The organism is Tamaricihabitans halophyticus (genome assembly GCF_004340875.1).
Classification (GTDB): domain Bacteria; phylum Actinomycetota; class Actinomycetes; order Mycobacteriales; family Pseudonocardiaceae; genus Tamaricihabitans; species Tamaricihabitans halophyticus.
Genome location: NZ_SLXQ01000028.1, coordinates 1 through 20640, shown reverse-complemented (window position 1 = coordinate 20640; position 20640 = coordinate 1). Strand labels below are relative to the sequence as shown.

Below are 20640 nucleotides of genomic sequence, written 5' to 3'. Positions count from 1 at the left end.
GTGGGATGCACGTCGCCCAGGTCAAGGCGGCCGTGCCCGCAGCGCAATGGTGTGACGGACACCCCCGTGAGGCGAGATCGTCACGACGATGGCCGTGGACACGAAGCAAACCGACGCCGTGAACCGACGACAGGTGTACTGTCACTTCTCGGACAGGCAGGGAGAACAGCATGATCAGCGATCAGGACACCGTCACCCAGGTACGTAACCGCCTGCGCCGCGCACACGGTCAGCTAGCCGGCGTCATCGCCATGATCGACGAGGGACGCGACTGCAAAGATGTCGTCACGCAGCTCGCCGCTGTCTCCCGCGCCCTCGACCGCGCCGGATTCAAGATCATCGCCAGTGGTCTACGCGAGTGCCTCACAACCGACAATGACGACGAGATCGAAGCCATGACCGAGGAGGAACTCGAAAAGCTGTTCCTCGCCCTCGCCTGACTCGTCACCTGCTGGCTGGTAGCCACTGAGGAACCGAACAGATTACGTGGTTGGCCAACAACGCAGGTCCAATGCCATATGCTCGTGTCGCATTCGCCCGGAATCCGGCGCGAGCCACGGACCACGCAAGTAAGGCACACCAGGAGCAGTATCCACGGCGGTCATGCGCGTCCTCGCCGCAGTCGCTTGTCCACCGCGACCACCAGGCTGGCGGCGACCGCGAAGGCCAGGCTCCGCAGCCACACTTCGGCCCCGATGCGCGCGGTGCCGAAGATGGCGTTCATGGTGGGCAGGTAAGAGAATCTTGGAGTGAAGGGGTGAGGGAGTGTCGCCGAGGCGGTCGAGTCAGGGCACTGGAGCGACAAACCGGCACGGTGGCACCGGATGACTCGGGTTGAGGAAGTTCGCGACCCGGTGTACGAGATTGAAGTTGGCCGCCATCTTGAGGTGGTCGCCGAAATCCTGCCCGCACTCATTCTGCATCAGCATGTTCTCGACATTGTCCACACCGGGAGAGTCGTCGATGAAACCGCTGGTGGATGGCCAGACAGCCTGATCGTAGTTACTCGCGATGTTGAGGTATTCCACCGAGTCAACGGCGACTCCGCCCTCGTTGAGATTCCGTAGGAAGGCAGAACCTTCGAGCACATCGATGCATGCCTGACACGACTCCTCGGTCACCCCATCAACGAGCCAGTTCAGCCCAAATCCCTTCAGCGCGTTCACCAATCTCGCCACGAAGAACGGGTCAGTGCCTCGAAGAGGGGAGCCAAGGCTGGCGAGCTTATTCACCTTCGTATCGCCACCGTGGTGCTTGACGTACTCGGCGCCGACCACCCCGCCCTCGGAATGCCCGACAATGTCGACCTTTTTCGCGCCAGTCCTGGCAAGGACCTTGTCCACGAATTCGCTGACTTCGCCGCCGCTGCGTTCGATCGATGCGCGCGCCGCGATCTGGTTCAACGGGAAAGTCTCTCCGCCATACAGCCCATACGTCGTGCTGAACACACAGAATCCATCGTTTTTCAGCAGGGGTGAGATGGTCTGGAAGTTCATCGTCTGGTTCACGAACAGGCCATGCAGTAGCACCACCGGGTACGGGCGCTCCGCGGTCGGCTGGCAGTTCCACTCGTTGGCCCCGGGTGGCGGCGCACCGGGGTTGGTCAGCTCCGCTGCCGCCGCCGCGGGGTAGAGGTTGTACGGCACAGGCAGCGGTTCCTCCTGTGCGTTGGCCGTCCCTGGCGTCAGCACACTGACCATCGCAGCGAGTACCGTCGCAAGCCCGATCCGCCGCATGTGACACTGCCCTTGGCGTAGGGAACGTAACCAATCCGGTAACGACAGCGTTGCAAAGGTGGTTACGCCAAGGCCGTGCGGCGCTCATGTCCCCGCGTCCGTTGACGCGGGGCGCGACATCGAACACGATAGCTGCCCAAAAGACTGAAGCACCGGACACGGATTGCTCGCTTGCTGATGGGGTGATGAGATGAGTGTCCCGTCGCTAGCGCAGCTCACGGAGCATCGCGGCCGCGCGATCTTGAACGATGTCGATGACGCCGGACAGACTGTTGATGCCTGCACCGGAACGCTGCGCCCGCACTCTCTGACGGTGAAGACCGGAAGCGCGAGCCTCGCCACCAGGTTGGTGCATGTCCGCATGCAGGACACCTCGGTCAATCGGCTTCGCTACGGCACTGAGGTCACCGTCAGTTCCGACAACGGTGCGCTCGATGACTATCTGCTCACCCTTCCCCTGTCCGGCCACGGCACCTTTCGCTACGGAAACGACGTCGCGACCGCTTCGCCCAACCGAGGCGTCATCATCGGCCCTCATCGAGAGTTCGCGTTCGATTTCGACCCAGGCTGGGATCAGCTGGTCGTGCGACTCGACCGCGATCGAGTCGAGTCGATCGCGTCGGCGTTGACCGGCGAGGTCGGGTCCGTCGATTTCGCCGTCGCCCTCGCGCCGAGCGTGGTGGCACTCCACGGCCTACTGGAATCGGCCATGAGCCTGGCCGATTCCGAGGTTGCCGACCATCGCCCGCAATTGGTGTGGCAGCTCGAGCAATTGATTCTCGAGACGCTGCTCATGACTCAGCCGAACGACCGGACGCCCAGGAACAACACCAGTCACGGTCGGCCAAACTCGTCGCGTGTACGCCAGGCAATGGAATTCATGCTGGACCGGCTGAGCGAACCGCTGAGTGTCACGACCGTCGCGGAGGCCTGCGACACGAGCGTCCGCACCCTGCAGCAGACGTTCCGGCGCGAGGTGGGTACCTCGCCGTTGCGATGGCTCCGGGAACAGCGCCTGGAGCGCGCGCATGCGCTGTTGACCGCAGCGCAACCCGGATTGTCGGTCACCGACATCGCCTACCGATGCGGCTTCTTCCACCTCGGTGAATTCGGCACCGCCTTTCGGCGTCGCTACGGCATCACGCCCTCGAAGCTTCTGACGGCGCGCCCCTGATCCGACGTCGATTCGTTCGTTTCCTCAGCGTTCGCGCTTGCGCGATTCCGAGTATGACGTGGCGTCCATCCGATATCGGTATGCCTGGCAGCGCGCCAGGGTTGTGCCATGCAGATCGCCCTCCTTCAACTCGCCAGTCCCGGCGAGGAGTCCGTCGAGGACCGGGTCACTCGAGTCACCGGCATGCTCGAGGCGGAGCACGATCTCCGCGACACCGACTTGCTCGTGCTCCCGGAGATGTGGACCGCCGGATACTTCTCGTTCGCCGAGTATGCATCCCGCGCCGAACCGTTTGACGGATCCACATTGGCGACCGCACGCGCGGCTGCGCGCGCCTTCGACCTGTTCGTCCATCTCGGAAGCTTCGTAGAGGCCGGTGCCGATGGACGCCTCTACAACACCTCGGCGGTCGTCGCTCCGGACGGGGCCGTCGTCACCGCATATCGCAAAGTACACCTGTTCGGCTACGGCTCGCAGGAGTCGGAGCTGCTCACCGCTGGCGATCAGCTCGGTGTCGGTCGGGTCGCCGCGTCCACCTCGGGCATCACCACCTGTTACGACCTGCGTTTCCCCGAGCTGTTCCGCAGCCTTGTGGATGAAGGGGCCGAACAGCTGATCGTATGCGCGGCATGGCCGGCGGCCAGGCTGGAGCATTGGCGGTTGTTCACCTCGGTCCGTGCCGTCGAGCAGCAGGCCACCCTGATCGCGTGCAACGCCGTCGGCGAACAGCACGGCGTCGCGCTCGGCGGTCACAGTCGAGTAGTGGCGCCAACCGGCGAGGTTCTCGTCGAAGCGGGTACGGAGCAAGGCTTCACCTACGTCGACGTTGATCCCGCCCTTCCTCGAAAGACACGCGCCGAATTCTCCGCACTCGCGGACCGGCGCTGGCCGGTGCCCGTCGTATAGCACCACACCAGCGGGTTTTCGGTCCGCGCTCTTCCCATTCCCGCACGTTGCTCACACAGTCAAGGAGAGTCATGGCTCGCACACCAACCACGCTCCGACTACGCACCGTCGAGGGCGAGTCGGTGCAGGTGACGCCCAGCCGTCTTGTCGTTGCCGGCTATACCGGAAGGGACCAGAACGCCGTCCGGCACCACATCGAGGAACTTGCGGCCATCGGCGTGCCCGAACCAGACAGCGTCCCCGCGTTCTACGAGTTGGATGCTGACCTGCTGACCGTGGCTGAGGACGTCGAGGTGGCAGGGGAGCAGACCTCGGGTGAAGTCGAGCCCGTCCTGATCCGGAGCGACGGGCGTTACTACTTGACGGTCGGCAGCGACCACACCGACCGGGCGTTGGAGCGTCACGACATCAAGGCTTCCAAGGGTGCCTGTCCGAAGCCGATCGCCGACACCGTCATCGATCTGGGCGGGCGGGCGGAGTCGATTCCCTGGGACGAGATCACCGTCGCTTCCTGGCTGGACGATGAGCTCTACCAGGACGGCACGCTCGCCCAACTGCTTCCCATCGCCCAAGTCCTTGCCATATGGGAATCCACCGGCGCCAGCAGCGACTCGATGGTCCTTTTCGGAGGGACGATGCCGCTCATCGACGGAGAGTTCCGGTTCGGCCGGGAATGGCGAATGAACCTCCAGTCCCCTGGACAGCCTGCCGTCGAACTTACCTACACCGCTTCAGTAAGGAAGAACTAGTGCGCACTAGTACCGACTACCTGGCTTCACTCGAGGACGGCCGCCGCGTCGTCGTCGACGGTGAGCCGGTCAAGAACGTCGTCGAACACCCCGCCTTCTCGCCGATCGCCCATACGATCGGGCGCCTCTTCGACCTGGCCGCTGACCCCGCCAACAACATGCAGGCCGAGGATCCGGCGACTGGGCGCGCTGTCAATCGACTCTTTCTACCGCCACGAGACGCCGGTGAGTTGACGGACTACCGGCGGGCCGCCCAGCTGTGGGCCACCGAGACCCATGGCTTTGTGGGGCGTTCGCCCGACCACGTGGGCGCCTTCGTGGCTGCCTTTTCCCGCCACCCAGAGGCATTCGCGGACGACCGCGGGCCGGGAAAGGACCTGGCCGAGAACGTTCGCGCTTTTCATCGCCGAGTGGTCGAGAACGACCTGTACGTCTCCTACGCGATCATCCCGCCACAGGCCTCTCGTACGACCACGGAGCATGCCTGGGAAGGAGACTTCATCCAGGTTGGCGTGGCGGAGGAGCGGCCCGACGGCATCATTGTGCAGGGCGCGCAGATGCTCGCGACCGGGGCCGCGGTGGCCGACGAGATCCTGGTCTCGTGCATCAAGCCCCTGCAGGCTCAAGATGAGGACTTCGCGGTCAGCTTCACCGTTCCGGTCGACACCGACGGGCTCACGTTGTACTGCCGGCGCCCCTATGCACCTGTGGCCAGTAGTGAGTATGACTACCCGCTCACTTCACGCTACGACGAAACCGACGCGCTTCTGGTGTTCGACAAGGTCTTCATTCCCTGGGAGAACGTCTTCGTTTACAAGGATGTGCCTGGCTTACGCCAGCAGTTCTTTGGTACCGGCGCGCACGTTCTCGGAAACTGGCAGGCCCAGATCCGGTTCGCCACGAAGCTGCGTTTCATGGCCGGGCTGGCACACAAGGTAGCCGAGGTCAACGGCGTCGAGAAGTTCCCCGGCGTAGTGGAGAAGCTGGGTGAGTTGGCTAGCCTCGTGTCCATCGTCGAGTCGGGTGTGCTGGCCGCCGAGCACGCCGCCGAAAGCGACGACCAGGGACTGTTCCGTCCCGGAGCCCGTGCGCTGTACGGGGCCATGGGGCTTCAGTCCGAGATCCACCCGCGCGTAATCGGGATCCTGCGCGACCTTGCCGGCGGTGGTGTCCTGCAATTGCCCGCAAGTGTCGCGGAGTTGCGGAACGAGGCGACCCGAGGGCACATGGACCGCTACGTCGGCAGCCCCGGCACACCCGCCGAGGAGCGGATCAAACTGTTCAAGCTGGTCTGGGACGCCATCGGTTCGGAGTTCGCCGGTCGACACCAGCAGTACGAACTCTTCTACGCCGGCGCGCCTTTTGTCGTGAAGGGCTACGCCTATCGCAACTACGGCTATGACCAGCCGCTCGCCGAGGTCAACGACTTCCTTGCAAGCTACAGCACCCATGGCACGGAGGCAGCACGATGAGTAAGCCAGCGATCGAATTCACCGATATCACCGACGTCGACTACACCCTGTGCCCTGGCGACGACCCGCTGATCAAGGAACGGGTCCTCGCCACCGACCCGACGACCGGCGTCGCCACGCGGATCCTGCGCTACGAACCAGGTGCCGACTCGACGCCGCTGGGGGTGCAGAAACACGAGTTCTGGGAAGAGGTCTACATCATCGAGGGATCCTTCACCGACCTGACACTGGGCCAGACCTTCTATGCCGGCCAGTTCGCCTGCCGGCCACCGGGTATGCCCCATGGACCGTGGCGCTCCGAGGAAGGCGTGACCACCTACGAGGTCCGGTACCCGGCGCCGGCGGAGCGGTGAGATAAGCGTCGTGACTTCGCAACTGGTTGACTCCACCACGATGCGTCAGACCATGGGGCGTTTCGCCACCGGCGTTGCCGTCATTACCACTGAGTCCGATGGAATTCCCCATGGCATGACCTTGAACTCGTTGACGTCGGTGTCGCTGGATCCGCCGCTACTACTGGTGTGCTTCAACCACGGAGCGCGTAGCGCCGCGGCGGTCAGCGCCTCGGGACGCTTCGTCGTCAACCTTCTGTCGCAACGGCAACAGCCGATCGCCATGCGGTTCGCACAACGCGGCGAGGACCATTTCAGCGGGCTTGGTCTGGAGTACGGCGACCATAGTGTTCCGGTGGTACCGAATGCCTTGGCCCACCTCGACTGTGCGCTCGGCCAAACCGTGGAGGCCGGCGATCACACGGTGTTCTTCGGCAAGGTGACCGATGTGTGCACCCGAGATGGCGAACCGCTCGGGTTCTATCAAGGTCGCTTCAGTGACGTTACGCCGCACGGTGCCGAACCCGAGCACTGGTTCTTCTGATCGTGCTAGCGCCGAGCCGGGTCACCGGCTCGGCGCGGGCTCGTGGCCACCCCCGACGCGCCTGTTAGCGAAGCCGGCGTCTCGGTTCTCCCTCGCGCCGCGCGTTTCCCCGCCACCGCACCGAAGCCACTGAGAGGGACGTGTCGGTGCTCTCCGAATCAGGTGACCTGCACTCACGGGGTGCGGTCTGACGATAGGGATCAGATATGTCCCAGAATGTTGAAGACCACCAGATCGGTGGCTCTGACAAGCCCGAGCGGCTCATCGAGCGCGGCCCAGGTTACCGTGCTGGACTGCGAGGACTTCCGCGTTCCCTCGACATCTCGACGATCGGCGCCGGTGTCGTCGCGGCGGTATTCGGCTGCACCGGCCCCGCGCTGATCGTGGTCAACGGTGCCACCGACGCAGGACTGACCACCGCGCAAACGGTGTCGTGGGTCAGCACGGTCTACCTGGTCGGTGGGTTCATCTCACTGGTCATGGCGCTGTACTACAAGCAACCCATCGTCGGTGCTTGGAGCATTCCCGCTGCCGCGTTGGCCGTGTCCAGCCTGGCCGATCACTCGTTGCCGGAGATGGTCGGCGCCTATCTCACCGCCAGCGTTCTGGTGTTACTCCTGGGACTCTCCGGCTTCGTCCGCACCCTGGTGCGGTGGCTCCCCATGCCGATCCTGATGGCCATGATCGGTGGCGTCTTGTTCAAGTACGCGCTCAACATCATCGGCGCCGCTGAAACTCGACCCTTCCTGGTCGGTGCCGCCGTAGTCGGATTCCTGTTGCTGAGTCGCTTCGTGAAGGCAGTCCCCGGAGTGATCGGCGCCCTCGCATTCGGCATCGTCGCGGCCGTTCTCACCAACTCATTCGCCTCGGCTCAGATCGACGCCGACCTCGCCTTGCCGACGTGGGTCGGCGTGGACTTCAACCCACTGACCATGTTGGGGGTGGGAATCCCACTCGCTCTGGTGATCCAGGCGGAAAACATTCAATCCATGGGCGTCCTCATCGCCGAGAAGTACCGTCCCCCGGTCAACAACATCACCGTGGTCAGCGGAGCCGCCAGCCTCCTCGTTTCTGGATTCGGCGGTCACAACGCCAGCATCGCCGGCCCGATGACCGCCATCTGCGGCTCAGATCAAGCCGGTTCGCACCACAGCCGTCGTTATGCCGCAGCCGTCGTGAACGGCGTCATCTTTGTGCTGTTCGGTTTCTTTGCCAGCATCGCCGTGGGGCTGGTCATCGCGCTTCCGAGTGAACTCATCTCCACCGTCGCCGGGCTGGCGATGTTCGGTGTCCTCATCATCGCCTTCCGGGGCGCGTTCACCGAGGGACGCTACAAGCTCGGCGCCTTGATCGCCCTCGTTGTCGCCATGGGCGATGTCACCATCCTCGGCATTTCCAGCCCGTTCTGGGCCCTCCTCGCCGGCGTGGGCACGTCACTCGTCCTCGAGTTCGACGATTTCAAGGAAGGTTCGCGTAACTGACTTCCTCGCGCCGAGCGAATCAACGCACGTGGTACAGCGATCTATCGCTTCCGGATGACGGTGTCCCAATAGAACTTCATACCGATCGCCCCGACGATCAGGGCGGCGACCGCGACCAGCACAGGCACAACATAGAGCGCCACCACGTAGTACGTCATGCTTCACCTCCGTGCGCCAGTACCGGACGCCGTCTGTCCGCGGTGACGGCGATGACGGTGAACGTTACCGCATTGCCGAGCAGACCAACTATTAGTCCGGTAATCCCGAATGGCTCCTCCAGTAGCCATGTCCACACGGACGTGCAGAGCATACCGGCCAGCATCGCGGCCATCGCCGCCTTCGGCGCGCGTACTCCGAACAGGACGGCGAGCACGAGTGGGACAACTACGGTAGGCGCCCACAGTGTGTACGAATACAACAGGGCGTCCACAATGGATGGTACGGACAGTGCGAACACGATCGCCGCGACGCCGACGAAAACATTTGTCACGCGTTCGTACCGCAGCAAGCGGCGGCCTTCGACCTTCGGGTTGATGAACGTGGTGAAGATGTCCTTGGCGAAGACCACCGTCGTGGAGTTGAGGTAGGAGTCGGCGCTGGACATCACCACGGCAAGCAAACCGGCCACGACGAGTCCGGTGAGGCCGACGGGAAGGATCTCCCTGACCACGGTGGGCAAAGCCTGATCTGGGTCGATATTCGGGAACAGTACCAATGCGACGAGCCCTAGCGAGGCGCTGACGAAATAGAAGAACAGACCGAACACGCCGGCACTCGCGTAGCCTTTGCGCGCGTTCGTCGGATCAGGCGCGGACAGGGCCCGCTGAGCATAAGGTGGGATGAGCATCTCGCCGAACCCGAACGCCAGGAACAACCCGATGAACGCGATGAGACCGTAGTCGCCGAAGAAGCTCAGGTGAGTCTCCGGTATTCGCTCGAGTAACCCGGAAACGCCGCCGGCGCTTCCGATGCCGACCATCAACGCGACCGGGAGCAGCACCCCGAGCATCGCGAACTGCAAGACGTCAGTCTGGACGGTTGCCCACATGCCACCCGCGGTCGAATAAACCAGCACCAGGGTCATGCCAACGATAACTCCCACCGTCGTGGGAATACCGAAGATCGTGTTCACTACCGTGCCCAAGGCAAGTACCTGGGTGCCGAGCAATCCTATGCAGTACACCATGGAGATAACCCCCGTGAGCAGGCGTACCGGTTTGCCATAGTGGCGCCCCATGATATCGCCGACCGTTTCCGCGCCCTGGTAACGTTTGAGCTTGGGCGCGACGAAATAGCCGACCAGGATCGTCTGGATCGGAAACGCGATCGCGGCGAACATAAAGGCATATCCAGACGAGAAGGATTCGCCTGCCCTGCCGAGCGAGGCGCCACCGCCGAGAAAGCTTGCGGCCAAAGTGGCGAACAGTACCGGCCAGACGATCCGGTTTCCGGCGACCGCGAAGTCGGCGGGGTTGCTGATTCGTCGCATCGTCGTGACGCCAATGACCAGTACGGCGACGAAGTAGGCGAAGATCCCGATGCCATCGAGTACGTTCATGGCCGTATCCAATCGATGTCGTATCCGGGCCGGTCAGGGTGCGCGAGTGGTCGGCGGCGAGTCAGCGCAGACCGATCCGCAAACCGAACAGTCGCGGCAGGGTCGCGACCAGTCGGTGAATTCCTGAAGGCCGCTCGCCGCGGTCCAGACTGTCCTCTACCGCGAGGGAACTACGGTGGATGAGCTTTCCGCCCAGATAGCGGAGCGGTTCCGGCGGAAGCCGCGGAACCTTTCGATCACAAAAGGGCGAGTTCGTCCACCGGTCATCGGCTCCGAGTACCAGTGAGGAAAGCACCTGACCGCCGATCCAGGTCGCGTTTACCCCATGCCCGGAATAGCCAAGTCCATAGTGGATTGTCGATTCCGGAAGTGTTCCGAAGAACGGGATCCGGTCGGCGGACATGTCAATCGGGCCGCCCCAGGCATGCTCGACGCGAGCATCGCGCGCCTCCGGGAAGAACTTCCGCAGGGCGTTCACGCATCTCACCATGCTGGCGGTGTGCGTGGTGTGCACGGCCCCGACCCTGCCGCCGTAACTCATCGGGCCAGCTCCGGTGCCGACCACTATGCGGTCGTCATGTGTGGTTCTTGCCCAATGCAAGAACATGCGTGCGTCCTTGGCCGCAAAGCCGCGTCGCAGCCCCAGCTGATCAAGTACCTCTGGAATCGGTTCCGTGACGATCGCATAACTGCCCAGGTTGGTGAGGTGCCGTGCGTACGGTTGGTACTGAGACATCCAGGCGTTACCCGCAAGCACCACGTCATTGGCGCGGAGCATGCCGAGCGGGGTGCGTAACGAGTTCGGCGCACCGGGGCGAAGGTTGGCAACCGGAGTCGCCTCGTATATCTCCACTCCGGCTTGCATGGCCGCACTTTTCAGTGCGCCGAGCAACCGGGCCGGCTGAACGGTGGCGCCTTCCGGAAAGTACGCCGCGCTTCGGAATCCACCGCCATGGGCAAGTTCAGTTGGCGGTCGCTCGCGAGGGCGGAACTGTTCGGGAATTGCTGAGCTGGCCCGCAATGCGGCGGATACGGCAGCCAGCTGTGCCGTGGAGGTTGCCGCCAGGTTGATTCCGGCGCTCTCCAGCCACAGATCCTCGTTCCGGTCGGCACAGAACCGCAGGATTTCCCGCTGTGCCTGGGAACCTGCCGCGGCAACGGTCAATGCTCGATCCTCGCCCAGAATAGCGGACAACTTGCCGAACATTTCCCAGTAGCCGTGCAGGAAGCCGCCATTTCGGCCACTGCCTCCCGAGCCGCACGATTCAGCTTCGAGCACGGCGATCCGCAGGTGTGGACCGCGCTCCCGGAGCGCGAGCGCGGTCCACAGGCCGGTGTAGCCACCGCCCACGATCGCGACGTCCACGTCGTGCGATCCGGTTAGCGGAGGGCAGGGTGGCGGCAGTAGCCCTGCGGTCCTAGCCTCTTCCACCCACCACGGATACGTCGCCGACAGCTCTCCCGGTTGGCGCCACCTTCTCCGGGCACCCAGGTTCATTGGTCGCCTCCAGCCCACTAAGCCCGCACTCGTACGGATGCCGAACCGCCGAACGAGCAGTTCAGCTCGCTTGTTGGGTTACTACCCTGAGGCGGGTGCAGCGATATGTCCAATACGCATCTCTCGACAGCGGCGAGACGTTTCAGATATAGATAGCCGATGGAGTTACGGCACTTGCGGTACTTCCTCGCGGTGGCCGAGGAGTTGAGCTTCAGCCGTGCCGCCCGCATGCTGCATATGGCACAGCCGCCACTGAGTCAGCAGATCAGGAAGCTCGAGCGCGACCTGGATGTCACCCTGTTCGACCGAAACTCCCGCAGCGTACGGCTCACCACGGCGGGGGAGGCACTGCTCGCCGAGGCAAAGCCGTTGCTTGAGCGTTCCGATGCGATGCGCTCGCATGTCGCATCGGCAGGTCGCGGGGAATCGGGGTTTCTCTCGCTCGGTTGTGTACCCGCTGGGTTCGCTGGTCTGGTTGCCTCCATCGTGCGCCCGTTCACCGACCGCTACCCGGATGTCCGACTCACTCTGCGGGAACTCAACACCCGGGCACAGTACGACGCGCTGGAAACCGGCGAGCTCGATATTGGCCTGGTGCGCACGGGAATCGAGTCACCGCGTCTGTCCACCTACGCGTTTTACACCGAACGACTGTTCGTGACGCTCCCGAGTGGGCATCCGCTGGCCAAACACGATCTGGTCCGGCTGGCCGATCTCGCCGAGGAGAGGTTCATCTTCTTCAGTCGTGACGTCGGCAAGTGGCACTTCGACCAGATCATCGCGATCTGCCAGGACGCGGGATTCAGCCCGAGGATCCGCTACCAGTGCGACAGCATCCTGACGCAACTGGGCATGGTCGCTTCCGGGCTCGGCATCACGCTGGTCACCGAACTGACGACATACCTGTGGCTACCCGGTGTGGTCTACCGGCAGGTGGCTGATGTGGGCGCCACGATCCCGCTCATGGCCGTGTGGTCCGGACGCCATGACAACCCGGTGCGGGAGAACCTGCTCGCCACTTTGCGGGACTGGTCGCCGGATTGGATCGCTGAGACGGCGCACTGAGCGCGGCCAACGGTCTGCCGAGCCCGCCAGGGTCAGCCGTGCGCGACTCCGCGTCGATGAAGCGCATCGGTGAGGGTGCGACTCAACCGGACCTGGCCCGTGAGCGCCTTGATGGGGATCAGTGGAGTGAATCCAGTCGGCACCGGCCCGAGGACTTCGATGTCGTCCTGCGCGTCAGCGGCCGCCGTATTCAGTTCGTGCGTGGCGAGTTCCTGGAGTTCCTTGCGGATCCTGGTTGCGTCCGGTACCCCGTAGACGTATGCGGAACCGGCGGCTGACCGCAGCTCGACTGTTCTGGTTCTCGTCAATCGAGCCGCGAGATCGGGCACGGTCACATCGAGCTCGACGCGCCCCTTCGTGCCAAGAATGCGCACTGTGCCGGCGCGGACTACGAGTATCCGTACGCCGCCGACCATGGCGATCTTGGTGCGCTTGAATCCGACAAGCGCGATCAGCGGGGATGTATTGCTTGGCATCTGCGCTCCTCAAGGTTGTGCCGGAGGCCGGCGTTCCGAACCGCAATCCATAAGGATATTGCGGTTCAGGGTCAGTCGAGGTAGATACCGATGTGCTTGGCTATCTCAGTCTCGGTGCGTTGTAGGTCGCCGGACCGGAGGACGTCCAGCAGCGCGCGATGCTGTTCGACCACGGCGTGCGGGCTGTCATGATGCGGGGCGTCGCGGAGGAAGTACGCCCGCACCCTGGGCTGGATCGTGCGCCAGATTTGCAGCGACTGAGTATGCTGCGCGGCCGCGATCACGGCCTCATGAAACGCGACATCGAGATCTGCTAGTCGCCGCGCGTCAAGCGGCTCGGCCGCTGACTCCATCTGCTGAATGATTCCGTCGAGCGTGGCGAGGAGTTCCTCGTTTCCTGCCTTTGCCGCGTCCCGGAACGCGACCTTCTCGATGACGAGCCGGATCGGTACGAGAATCTCGGCGATCTCCTGCTGGGTGATCTCCGCGACGACGGCACCGCGATAGGGGTGCGCGATGATTAGGCCATCGCGTTCGAGGACCATGATCGCTTCACGGACTGGTCCTCGGCTGATGCCGTAGTCCGCGGAAATGTCACGCTCAACGAGCCGCTCGCCGGCGGCGAGTTCACCCGAGGCGATGCGTTCGCGCAGGTTGCGCAGGATCCAGTCGCGACGCGACTCGGGGGGCAAAGCGGGCAGTGCCGGCATCGGGCGGGACTCCTTCGTTGGGTGGCCCCACCTTAGCAAATGGCCGATGGTTGACCATCTGCCATTTTCGGCCTACTGTCAGCTTCCCGTCAGGAAGTCCCATGGAGAGGTTGGGCATGGAACGAGGGTCAGTAGCATCGCGGCGAAGCATGGACAGCGGTCGTCAGGTACCGGGCAAGGTCACGACCGCGGCGGTGCTCGGAACGGTGCTGGAGTGGTACGACTTCGCGATCTACGGCGCGATGGCCGTCGTCATCGGGCGCCTGTTCTTCCCCTCGGACGAGCCGGCGGTCTCGCTGCTGGTGGCGCTCGCCTCGTATGCGGTGGGGTTCGTCTGCCGGCCACTCGGCGCGATTTTCCTTGGGCGCCTCGGTGATCGCGCCGGCCGGCGGAACATGCTCGCGCTGACGATGGTGATCGTTGGCGTGTCGAGCCTGCTTATCGGCCTACTCCCGACGTACGAGTCGGTCGGTCTGCTCGCCCCGATCCTGCTCGTGGTGTTGCGGATGATCCAGGGACTGGCGGTCGGTGCGGAGTGGACCGGCGGCGCGACGTATCTCATCGAGCACGCCCGCACCGGTCGGCGTGGGTTGTACTCAGGCATTGTCCAGGCATCTACGGTTGCCGGGTTCCTGCTCGGCACGGGCATTGCCACCGCCATCATCCGTGCGGTGCCTGAGCAGACCGTCGACGCATGGGCCTGGCGTGTTCCGTTTATCGTCGGCGGGGTGGTCGCGGCGATCGGGCTGTTCGTCCGGCTCAAGCTCGACGAGTCCCCGGCATACCGCGAACTCGGCGAGGATGTCCGTCCACATCAGCCGAATCCCGCCGAGAACCCCGCCAACGATGACGAGGGGCGCACGGCGACCCGCCGCAACTGGCTGCTCGTGCTCGGCATCGTCTTCGGGGTGACCCTCTTTGGGTACACGGCGACCAGTTTCCCCTCGTTCCTCACCGGCGTCGGTGCCCTTCCCCTGGCGGACGCACTGATGACCAACGTGGTAGCGCTGCTGATCGAAGTACCCCTGATCATCGCCGCCGGCGCGCTATCGGACCGGATCGGACGCAAGAAGCTGATGCTGGGCGCGATGGTGCTCTTCGCGCTGGCGACCTATCCAGCTTTCATGCTCGTCGCCAACGGCACCATCATCGGTGCCCTGCTCGGCCAAGTGATCGTCGTCGTCCTGTTTGCCGCAGTCTCGGGGCCGATGGCCGCCATGTTCGTCGAGTTGTTCCCGACCCGGGTTCGCTCGACCGCATTCTCCAGCTCCTACAACGTCGGCGTGGCGATCTTCGGTGGAACCGCGCCATTCGTGAACACCTTCCTCGCTACATCGACCGGGGTCGATGTAGCCCCGGCGTTCTACCTCACCTTCGGGGCGCTGGTCTCGGTCATCTTCCTCCGGCGCGTGCGCGACCGGCACGATAAGGAGCTCAGTTGATGCCCGCCGCCACCGCCCCGGCCGTCGACCTCGTCCTGCACGGCGGCCAGCTCGTTGACGGAACGGGTGCGCCCGCACGAAACGCCGACATCGCGGTCAAAGACGGTCGCGTCGTCGCCGTCGAACCAGGCCTGCGCGCCGAGGCCGGCCGCCGCATCGATACCACGGCGATGACGGTTGTCCCCGGCTTCATTGACCCGCACAGCCACAGTGACTGGTCGATCCTCGGCAACCGGGATGCCGAGAGCACCATCCGGCAAGGCGTGACGACTGAGGTCGTCGGCAACTGCGGTGTCACGTACGGACCCGTCGGTACCTCCGACGTCGACGCGACCCGCAACGCGCTGCGCGCGTACGGGTTCCTTGGCGAGGTCACCTGGCGTAGCTTCGCCGAACTGCTCGACGTCGTGCATCGCGACGATGGTGGAACCGCGCAGAATCTGGCGTGGTTCGTCGGCCACACGGCCCTGCGCAATGCTGCCGAGGTACGCGGTACCGGCGCTGACGCGGTTGGCATCACACGGATGGTCCGGCACCTCGAAGAGGCGATGGACGCGGGGGCGATCGGGATGTCCAGCGGCCTCGAGTACGGCTCCGGCCGGGATGCGACCACGGAGGAGCTGACCAGTGTTGCCGCGGTGCTCGCGCGGTACGACGGCATCTACGCCAGCCATATCCGCAATCGCGATGCCCACCTGCTTGACGCCGTGGATGAGTTCCTCACTATCGCGCGGCACAACGGCCTGCGCGCGCAGCTGTCGCACCTCAACGTTCGCCACGACACCGGAGCGCCCCCGGACGCCTGGCATGCGGCTGTGGGCCGGCTGATCGCCGAACGGGAGGCGGGGATGGACGTGCTCGCCGATATGACTCCCTACCCACACGGCATCGGCCTTGCCACTGGCCTGCTGCCAGGGTGGCTGCTGGCCGACGGGCCAGCCACGGCCGCGCAGCTACTCGCCGATGCCGAGATTCGTACTCAGCTGCGCGGGGACTGCGACAGGTACTGGCGATTCGTCCACAAAGGTCAGTGGGATCGTGTGGTCCTTGCGACCAGCCCGGCAACTCCCGAGCTGGAAGGCCTGCCTTTCACGCGAATTGCCGAGCTGCGGGGGCAGGATTGCTGGGACGCGTTCTTCGATGTCCTCCATGCCGCGGGGACGGATATGCCCGCCGTACAGCTCATGGGTCGATTGTTCACCGCCGAACATGTTGCCGAAGCAATCGCTCACCCGCTGTTCTGCCTCGGTGTCGATGGATTTACCAGTCGCACCGACGGGCCGCTCGCGGCACGTACTCGCCACCCGCTCTTCTTTACCGGCCATACGCACTACATCGCCCACCACGTGTTACAGGCCCGCAACCTGACGCTCGAGGAGGCCGTGCGGAAGATGACCTCGAAAGTCGCCGAACGTTTCGCGCTGCGCGGGCGGGGGCGCGTCGAGGTAGGCGCCTGCGCCGACCTGGCCGTGTTGGACCTGGAGACCCTCGCGGCTCAGGACACGTTCGCGTTCACCGGGAGCTATGCGACCGGAGTCCCGCACGTCGTCGTCAACGGCCAGCTCGTCGTCCACAACGGACAGCATCTCGGTACCCGCGCCGGGCAGTACCTGCCCCGGCGGTAACCGAACATCGAATTACCGTCACAGCAACGAAAAGGGAAACAGTGAGAATCATCGATGTCAGGGCTGCCGGACTACGCGGTGCGACGCCGGAAGGTGGCTGGCAAGAGGAGCTGACCCCGGACGACGTCGTACACACCCTCGTCACGATCCACACCGAGGACGGGCCTGTTGGCGTCGGCAGCGTTTTCACCAGCGAGAGCCTGGTGCGAGGCGCCCTCGAGGTGCTGCGTCCCTTGGTGATCGGCAGTAACGCGCTCGAGCCTGAGCGCACCAGCGAGCGGCTGCACCGTGCCACGTTCTGGATGGGACGTGGCGGATCGATCACCCACGCGGTCAGCGGTATCGACATCGCGCTGTGGGACATCCTCGGAAAGGTGACCGGCCAGCCGGTCGGTCGGCTACTCGGCGGCCGCTATCGTGAGCGCGTCCGTCCCTACGCGTCGCTGCTGATGGACCAGCCCGAACAGATGCACGAGAAACTACTCGAACTGCGCACCAGCGGCTGGACTGCGTTCAAGATCGGCTGGGGACCGTTCGGCCGTCTTGATGAGCGCCTTGACGAGCGCATCGTCGCGGCCGCGCGCGAGGCCATCGGTGCCGACGCGATGCTCATGGTTGACGCCGGTGCCAGCGACAGTGCCTGGAGTCAGGGCTACAAGTGGGCGCTGCGCACCGCGCATATGCTGCGCGACTATGGCGTCGCCTGGTTCGAGGAGCCCCTTCCGCCGGACGCGCTGGACGACCACATCCACCTTCGCCGGTTGGCTCACGTCGCCATCGCCGGGGGCGAGGTGTTGACCCGCCGCCAGTCGTTCCACCCGTGGATCGAGGCCGGCGCGTTCGACATCGTCCAGCCTGATGTCACCAAGGTTGGTGGCATCAGCGAGCTGCGGCGTATCGGTTGGGCCGCACACGATCACGGCGTCAAACTCATTCCGCACGGCTGGAACACGGCCGTCGGGCTCGCGACTGATCTCCACCTCGCCTCGGCGCTGCCCGATACGGACTTCGTCGAGTACGTGACTGGATCGCCGTACGTTGACGACATCACCACGGGAACCTGGCAGCTCGATGAGGACGGCATGCTCGCCATCCCTGACATGCCGGGCCTCGGTATCGAGCTCGACCCCGACAAACTCGCCCGGTACACAGACGCCGATCACCTTCTGGACACCATGTGACGGTCAGGCATACGGTAGTGAGTGCGTGCCGACCGTTGGCCCTGGCGCCTCGGGATCAGTCGCCAGCGCCGTATGGCTGAGTAATGATCTCCATGTCGTGCCCAGCTGGGTCCTTCCAGTAGAGGCCCCTGCCGCCATCGCGGGTGTTGATGACGCCTGGCTCCTTGCCGAGTGGATCCGCCGATATTGGGATGTTCCGGTCGCGTATCCGCGCGTGGATCTCGTCGAATTCTGCCTCGGTGACAATGAATGCGTAGTGTTGCCCATCCGGGGTGCCGTGGTCGTCCGCGTAGTCGAGTGAGACGCCGTTACCGGTCTGCACTACGACGAAAGGCCCGTACACGGTTGGTTCGGGTAGCGCGAGCAAATCGGCGAGATGGCGCGCGGATTCCCACTTGTCGTGTGCGCGCACGATCGTATGATTCAGCTGTGCCGTCATCTGGTTACTCCTCACCGAGTGACGACCGTTCGGCCGCCGCGAATGACTAGCTATGTCCCAGGCTAGAATCTCTAGCTAACTGGAAGTCAAGATTCGCGAACAGCGGACAGGCTGGCGCATCTCCACGGTTCCAGTACTACCGGCGGTCGTATACATCGATTCGTCTCTCCTGCCTTCTGGGCGAATACATCGCCCAGAAGAACCACGTTTCACGCGTAATGTGACCACCCTGTGGGCCGTTCGCGCGATATCGCCTGGCGTCGGTGCGACGACCTGTGACATATCGCCGGCTGTGGTTCACGGTGAGAGGATGCATCGGGCACTGGAGCAGCTAGCGGGGCAGTTACTTGTTCAGTGCTCGCTGTCCAATGCGGATGATGTTGCGGAGATCGCCAGTGAGTACGACACGGGAATCGTGCTTACCGGAGCGTCGCCCGAAAAGACCGTACGCAGACTCCGGGACAAGGGGTTTGACGGCCCGATTCTGTGCGATGCGAACCGGTACTCCGGCAACCGCCGGGTCTACGCCGGAAGTGGTACCCATCCGGCATGGTGTCGACGCCAGCGGGAGCTCGGTTTGCTCCCGCTCACCGACTCGGGTTACCTCGCTCCACGCGACGTGACCGGTCTGCGGGCGATCCTGCGCGCGGCGGCGCGAGAACCCGCGTTGACCGTGGCGGTGCTACCGGTGGCCGCGAGATGGTTCGCCTCGGCTTCCGTCTGCGATGCGCTTGTACGCGAAACCAACCACTTCGGCGTACCCGTCGCGTTCGTTCTCGAACACGCCAAGGATCCCTTCGGCGTTCACTATCTGATCCGAGGTTTCCTTCGGCTTCTGAACCGTGTGGTCGCGCCCGTCCTGCTGCTGCGGTCGGATGTTTCGGGATCGGTGCGCTCTGCCACGGCGCACATACCGCCGCGGTCGGGACCACGAGCGGCCTTCGTCACCTGTACCCGGTACGACCAGCTGGTGGTGCACGTTCGCCAGGTGCGTCGGCATTCGTCAAGCACCTACTCAGCTATCACCGGCTCGATACCTGCGAGCGTGTCTTCGCTGGCACTCCTGATATCGATCACTTCTGGAACTGCGACTGTCTGGTCTGCGCTGGTGTCACCCCGGACCAGCTCGCGGCGCGTGCGAAACCGGCGTGGGCGGCGTGGCGGCACTCGCTGTACGCGCTGCTTGCCCTGCATGCGGAGTTCTTCGGTGGCGTGCGCACCCGCGACCAACTTGTCAGCGCTTGGCACGAGGCGTGTAGCCATGCTCTGTATGTGCATGAACAAGTTGCCGAGGTAGTGCATCCCTGGGCAAGGCCGGCAAATCTGCGGAGCTGGTATGCGGTCACAGAGGATCCGCTGCCGTTCCGAACCAGTATTCCGGAACAGCCCGTGGAAAGGGCACCGGATCCTGCTCGTGGCAGGTCGCCCGAACGCAGGTCCACCACGCCGGAATAGTTCACCGCAGCGCGGCGTCCAGAATGCTCATCAGCTGTGCCGCGCGGCTTCGGCCCACTGGCGCGAGGGGATACCGGCGCAGCACATTGATCAGGATCGGAGTGGCACGCTCGCGTGCCTGCTCAATCAGCGTCTCCGCGATGGCCGGATCGTCGCCGGCCCGCATCTCCGCGATGCGCGCTACGTTGGCGGGTGCGCGGAGGATATGGCCAACCTGATGACCCTTGGTAATCGGATGCAGATAGGCGGCGGAGGCCGCGTCTCCGGCGGCTTGGGCGGCCAGGCGAGCAGTCTCGGTCGGGGCTTCCCTTGCGGCGCGGTGTGCCGCTAGTGACGCAACCCGCTGGAGCTTGGTTCGTGCGGCGCCGTTGATGAACTCCCAGGCAGCGTCAATCGCGGCGCGCGGTCGTGGATCATCAGGGCAGGCGTCCTCGAACACGGCGAGGACGCTCTGCGCCGACTCGGCAACATAACGGGCAACGATTCGTAACTCGCCCGACGTGAGGTCGAAGTCGCCACCAGCTGCAGTCATATGCCGATAGTCTCATGGCCGTGGTCAGCATGCGCTCCACGCGATCGGGGATCTATACGGTAGATCATCGGTCAGTGGTGCTCAGATGCGCGGCGGTTGTGCGCTAGCACAGGGGTTCCGTAGCTCGCCCAGTTGTTCGATGGCCGAGCGCAGCAGGTTGCCTGGTGCCAGGAGGATCTCAATGATCGTGTCAAGCGTTGATGGCTGCGGGTGTGCTGGTTTGCCAGGGACGGTTGTCGCGCAGCAGTGCCCAGAGGACGTCGAC

21 protein-coding genes are annotated in these 20640 nt (G+C 64.1%); 12 read left to right on the top strand and 9 right to left on the bottom strand.

The genetic code is table 11. The features are described 5' to 3' along the window. Positions 1 to 170 precede the first annotated feature (170 nt). Positions 171 to 440 (top strand): metal-sensitive transcriptional regulator, encoded by a 270-nt coding sequence (locus EV191_RS29090; protein WP_132881224.1) that lies wholly within the window; start codon positions 171 to 173, stop codon positions 438 to 440. A gap of 161 nt (positions 441 to 601) precedes the next feature. On the opposite strand, the gene EV191_RS30875 is transcribed toward EV191_RS29090, so the two are convergent. Beyond that, entirely contained in the window at positions 602 to 724 is a 123-nt protein-coding gene (locus tag EV191_RS30875) for a hypothetical protein (RefSeq protein WP_279388479.1), read from the bottom strand. A gap of 61 nt (positions 725 to 785) precedes the next feature. Continuing rightward, a complete protein-coding gene (locus EV191_RS29085) occupies positions 786 to 1736 on the bottom strand; it encodes an esterase/lipase family protein (protein ID WP_132881222.1) in 951 nt (316 codons plus the stop codon). A 190-nt stretch (positions 1737 to 1926) separates the two neighbouring features. On the opposite strand from EV191_RS29085, the gene EV191_RS29080 reads away from it, so the two are divergent. The 7 genes from EV191_RS29080 (at position 1927) to EV191_RS29050 (ending at position 8394) form a co-directional block, all read left to right on the top strand. After that, positions 1927 to 2910 (top strand): AraC family transcriptional regulator, encoded by a 984-nt coding sequence (locus tag EV191_RS29080; RefSeq protein WP_132881220.1) that lies wholly within the window; start codon positions 1927 to 1929, stop codon positions 2908 to 2910. Positions 2911 to 3018: 108 nt separating this feature from the next. Continuing rightward, positions 3019 to 3816: a nitrilase-related carbon-nitrogen hydrolase gene (locus EV191_RS29075; protein WP_132881219.1), complete on the top strand. Its 798-nt coding sequence runs from the start codon at positions 3019 to 3021 to the stop codon at positions 3814 to 3816. Positions 3817 to 3887: 71 nt separating this feature from the next. Continuing rightward, a complete protein-coding gene (locus EV191_RS29070; protein WP_132881217.1) occupies positions 3888 to 4565 on the top strand; it encodes a DUF2848 family protein in 678 nt (225 codons plus the stop codon). Continuing rightward, entirely contained in the window at positions 4565 to 6037 is a 1473-nt protein-coding gene (locus tag EV191_RS29065) for a 4-hydroxyphenylacetate 3-hydroxylase family protein (protein WP_132881215.1), read from the top strand. Before EV191_RS29070 ends, EV191_RS29065 begins: the two co-directional genes overlap by 1 nt. Next, the gene (locus tag EV191_RS29060) at positions 6034 to 6390 is read left to right on the top strand and encodes a cupin domain-containing protein (protein ID WP_132881214.1); all 357 of its coding nucleotides are present in this window, start codon (positions 6034 to 6036) and stop codon (positions 6388 to 6390) included. Before EV191_RS29065 ends, EV191_RS29060 begins: the two co-directional genes overlap by 4 nt. Positions 6391 to 6400: 10 nt before the next feature. Beyond that, a complete protein-coding gene (locus tag EV191_RS29055) occupies positions 6401 to 6913 on the top strand; it encodes a flavin reductase family protein (RefSeq protein ID WP_243659321.1) in 513 nt (170 codons plus the stop codon). A gap of 206 nt (positions 6914 to 7119) precedes the next feature. After that, complete coding sequence (locus tag EV191_RS29050; protein WP_132881211.1) at positions 7120 to 8394, top strand: benzoate/H(+) symporter BenE family transporter; 1275 nt, start codon at positions 7120 to 7122, stop codon at positions 8392 to 8394. Between the two features lie 154 nt (positions 8395 to 8548). Here the strand turns inward: EV191_RS29050 and EV191_RS29045 are convergent, their stop codons facing one another. Together EV191_RS29045 and EV191_RS29040 are read right to left on the bottom strand one after the other, a co-directional pair. Then, on the bottom strand, positions 8549 to 9952 hold the full coding sequence (locus EV191_RS29045; protein ID WP_132881209.1) for a sodium:solute symporter family protein: 1404 nt from the start codon (positions 9950 to 9952) through the stop codon (positions 8549 to 8551). 61 nt (positions 9953 to 10013) lie between these two features. Next, positions 10014 to 11318, bottom strand: coding sequence for an FAD-dependent oxidoreductase (locus EV191_RS29040; protein ID WP_165913159.1), 1305 nt, complete (start codon positions 11316 to 11318; stop codon positions 10014 to 10016). Positions 11319 to 11609: 291 nt separating this feature from the next. Between EV191_RS29040 and EV191_RS29035 the strand changes: the two genes are divergently transcribed. Then, entirely contained in the window at positions 11610 to 12515 is a 906-nt protein-coding gene (locus EV191_RS29035; RefSeq protein WP_132881206.1) for a LysR substrate-binding domain-containing protein, read from the top strand. A gap of 32 nt (positions 12516 to 12547) precedes the next feature. On the opposite strand, the gene EV191_RS29030 is transcribed toward EV191_RS29035, so the two are convergent. Both EV191_RS29030 and EV191_RS29025 read right to left on the bottom strand, forming a co-directional pair. Further along, complete coding sequence (locus tag EV191_RS29030; protein ID WP_132881204.1) at positions 12548 to 12991, bottom strand: hypothetical protein; 444 nt, start codon at positions 12989 to 12991, stop codon at positions 12548 to 12550. Between the two features lie 71 nt (positions 12992 to 13062). Beyond that, complete coding sequence (locus EV191_RS29025; RefSeq protein ID WP_132881202.1) at positions 13063 to 13701, bottom strand: GntR family transcriptional regulator; 639 nt, start codon at positions 13699 to 13701, stop codon at positions 13063 to 13065. 149 nt (positions 13702 to 13850) lie between these two features. Between EV191_RS29025 and EV191_RS29020 the strand changes: the two genes are divergently transcribed. Genes EV191_RS29020 through EV191_RS29010 form a run of 3 tightly spaced genes read left to right on the top strand, consistent with a single transcriptional unit; the run spans position 13851 to position 17949 of the window. After that, on the top strand, positions 13851 to 15143 hold the full coding sequence (locus tag EV191_RS29020; RefSeq protein WP_132881200.1) for an MFS transporter: 1293 nt from the start codon (positions 13851 to 13853) through the stop codon (positions 15141 to 15143). Then, positions 15143 to 16768 carry an N-acyl-D-amino-acid deacylase family protein gene (locus EV191_RS29015; RefSeq protein ID WP_132881199.1) on the top strand — a complete coding sequence of 542 codons (1626 nt, stop codon included), beginning with the start codon at positions 15143 to 15145 and terminating at the stop codon, positions 16766 to 16768. The genes EV191_RS29020 and EV191_RS29015 overlap by 1 nt, the downstream gene beginning before the upstream one ends. A 41-nt stretch (positions 16769 to 16809) precedes the next feature. Beyond that, positions 16810 to 17949: a mandelate racemase/muconate lactonizing enzyme family protein gene (locus tag EV191_RS29010; protein WP_132881197.1), complete on the top strand. Its 1140-nt coding sequence runs from the start codon at positions 16810 to 16812 to the stop codon at positions 17947 to 17949. A gap of 55 nt (positions 17950 to 18004) precedes the next feature. On the opposite strand, the gene EV191_RS29005 is transcribed toward EV191_RS29010, so the two are convergent. From EV191_RS29005 to EV191_RS30460, 3 genes are all read right to left on the bottom strand, one after another. Beyond that, positions 18005 to 18388, bottom strand: a complete 384-nt coding sequence (locus EV191_RS29005) for a VOC family protein (protein WP_132881195.1) — start codon at positions 18386 to 18388, stop codon at positions 18005 to 18007. Positions 18389 to 19844: 1456 nt separating this feature from the next. Further along, positions 19845 to 20375 carry a putative immunity protein gene (locus EV191_RS28995; protein ID WP_132881193.1) on the bottom strand — a complete coding sequence of 177 codons (531 nt, stop codon included), beginning with the start codon at positions 20373 to 20375 and terminating at the stop codon, positions 19845 to 19847. A gap of 81 nt (positions 20376 to 20456) precedes the next feature. Next, a partial coding sequence (locus tag EV191_RS30460; protein ID WP_207894840.1) for a hypothetical protein occupies positions 20457 to 20640 on the bottom strand: 184 nt, incomplete at its 5' end.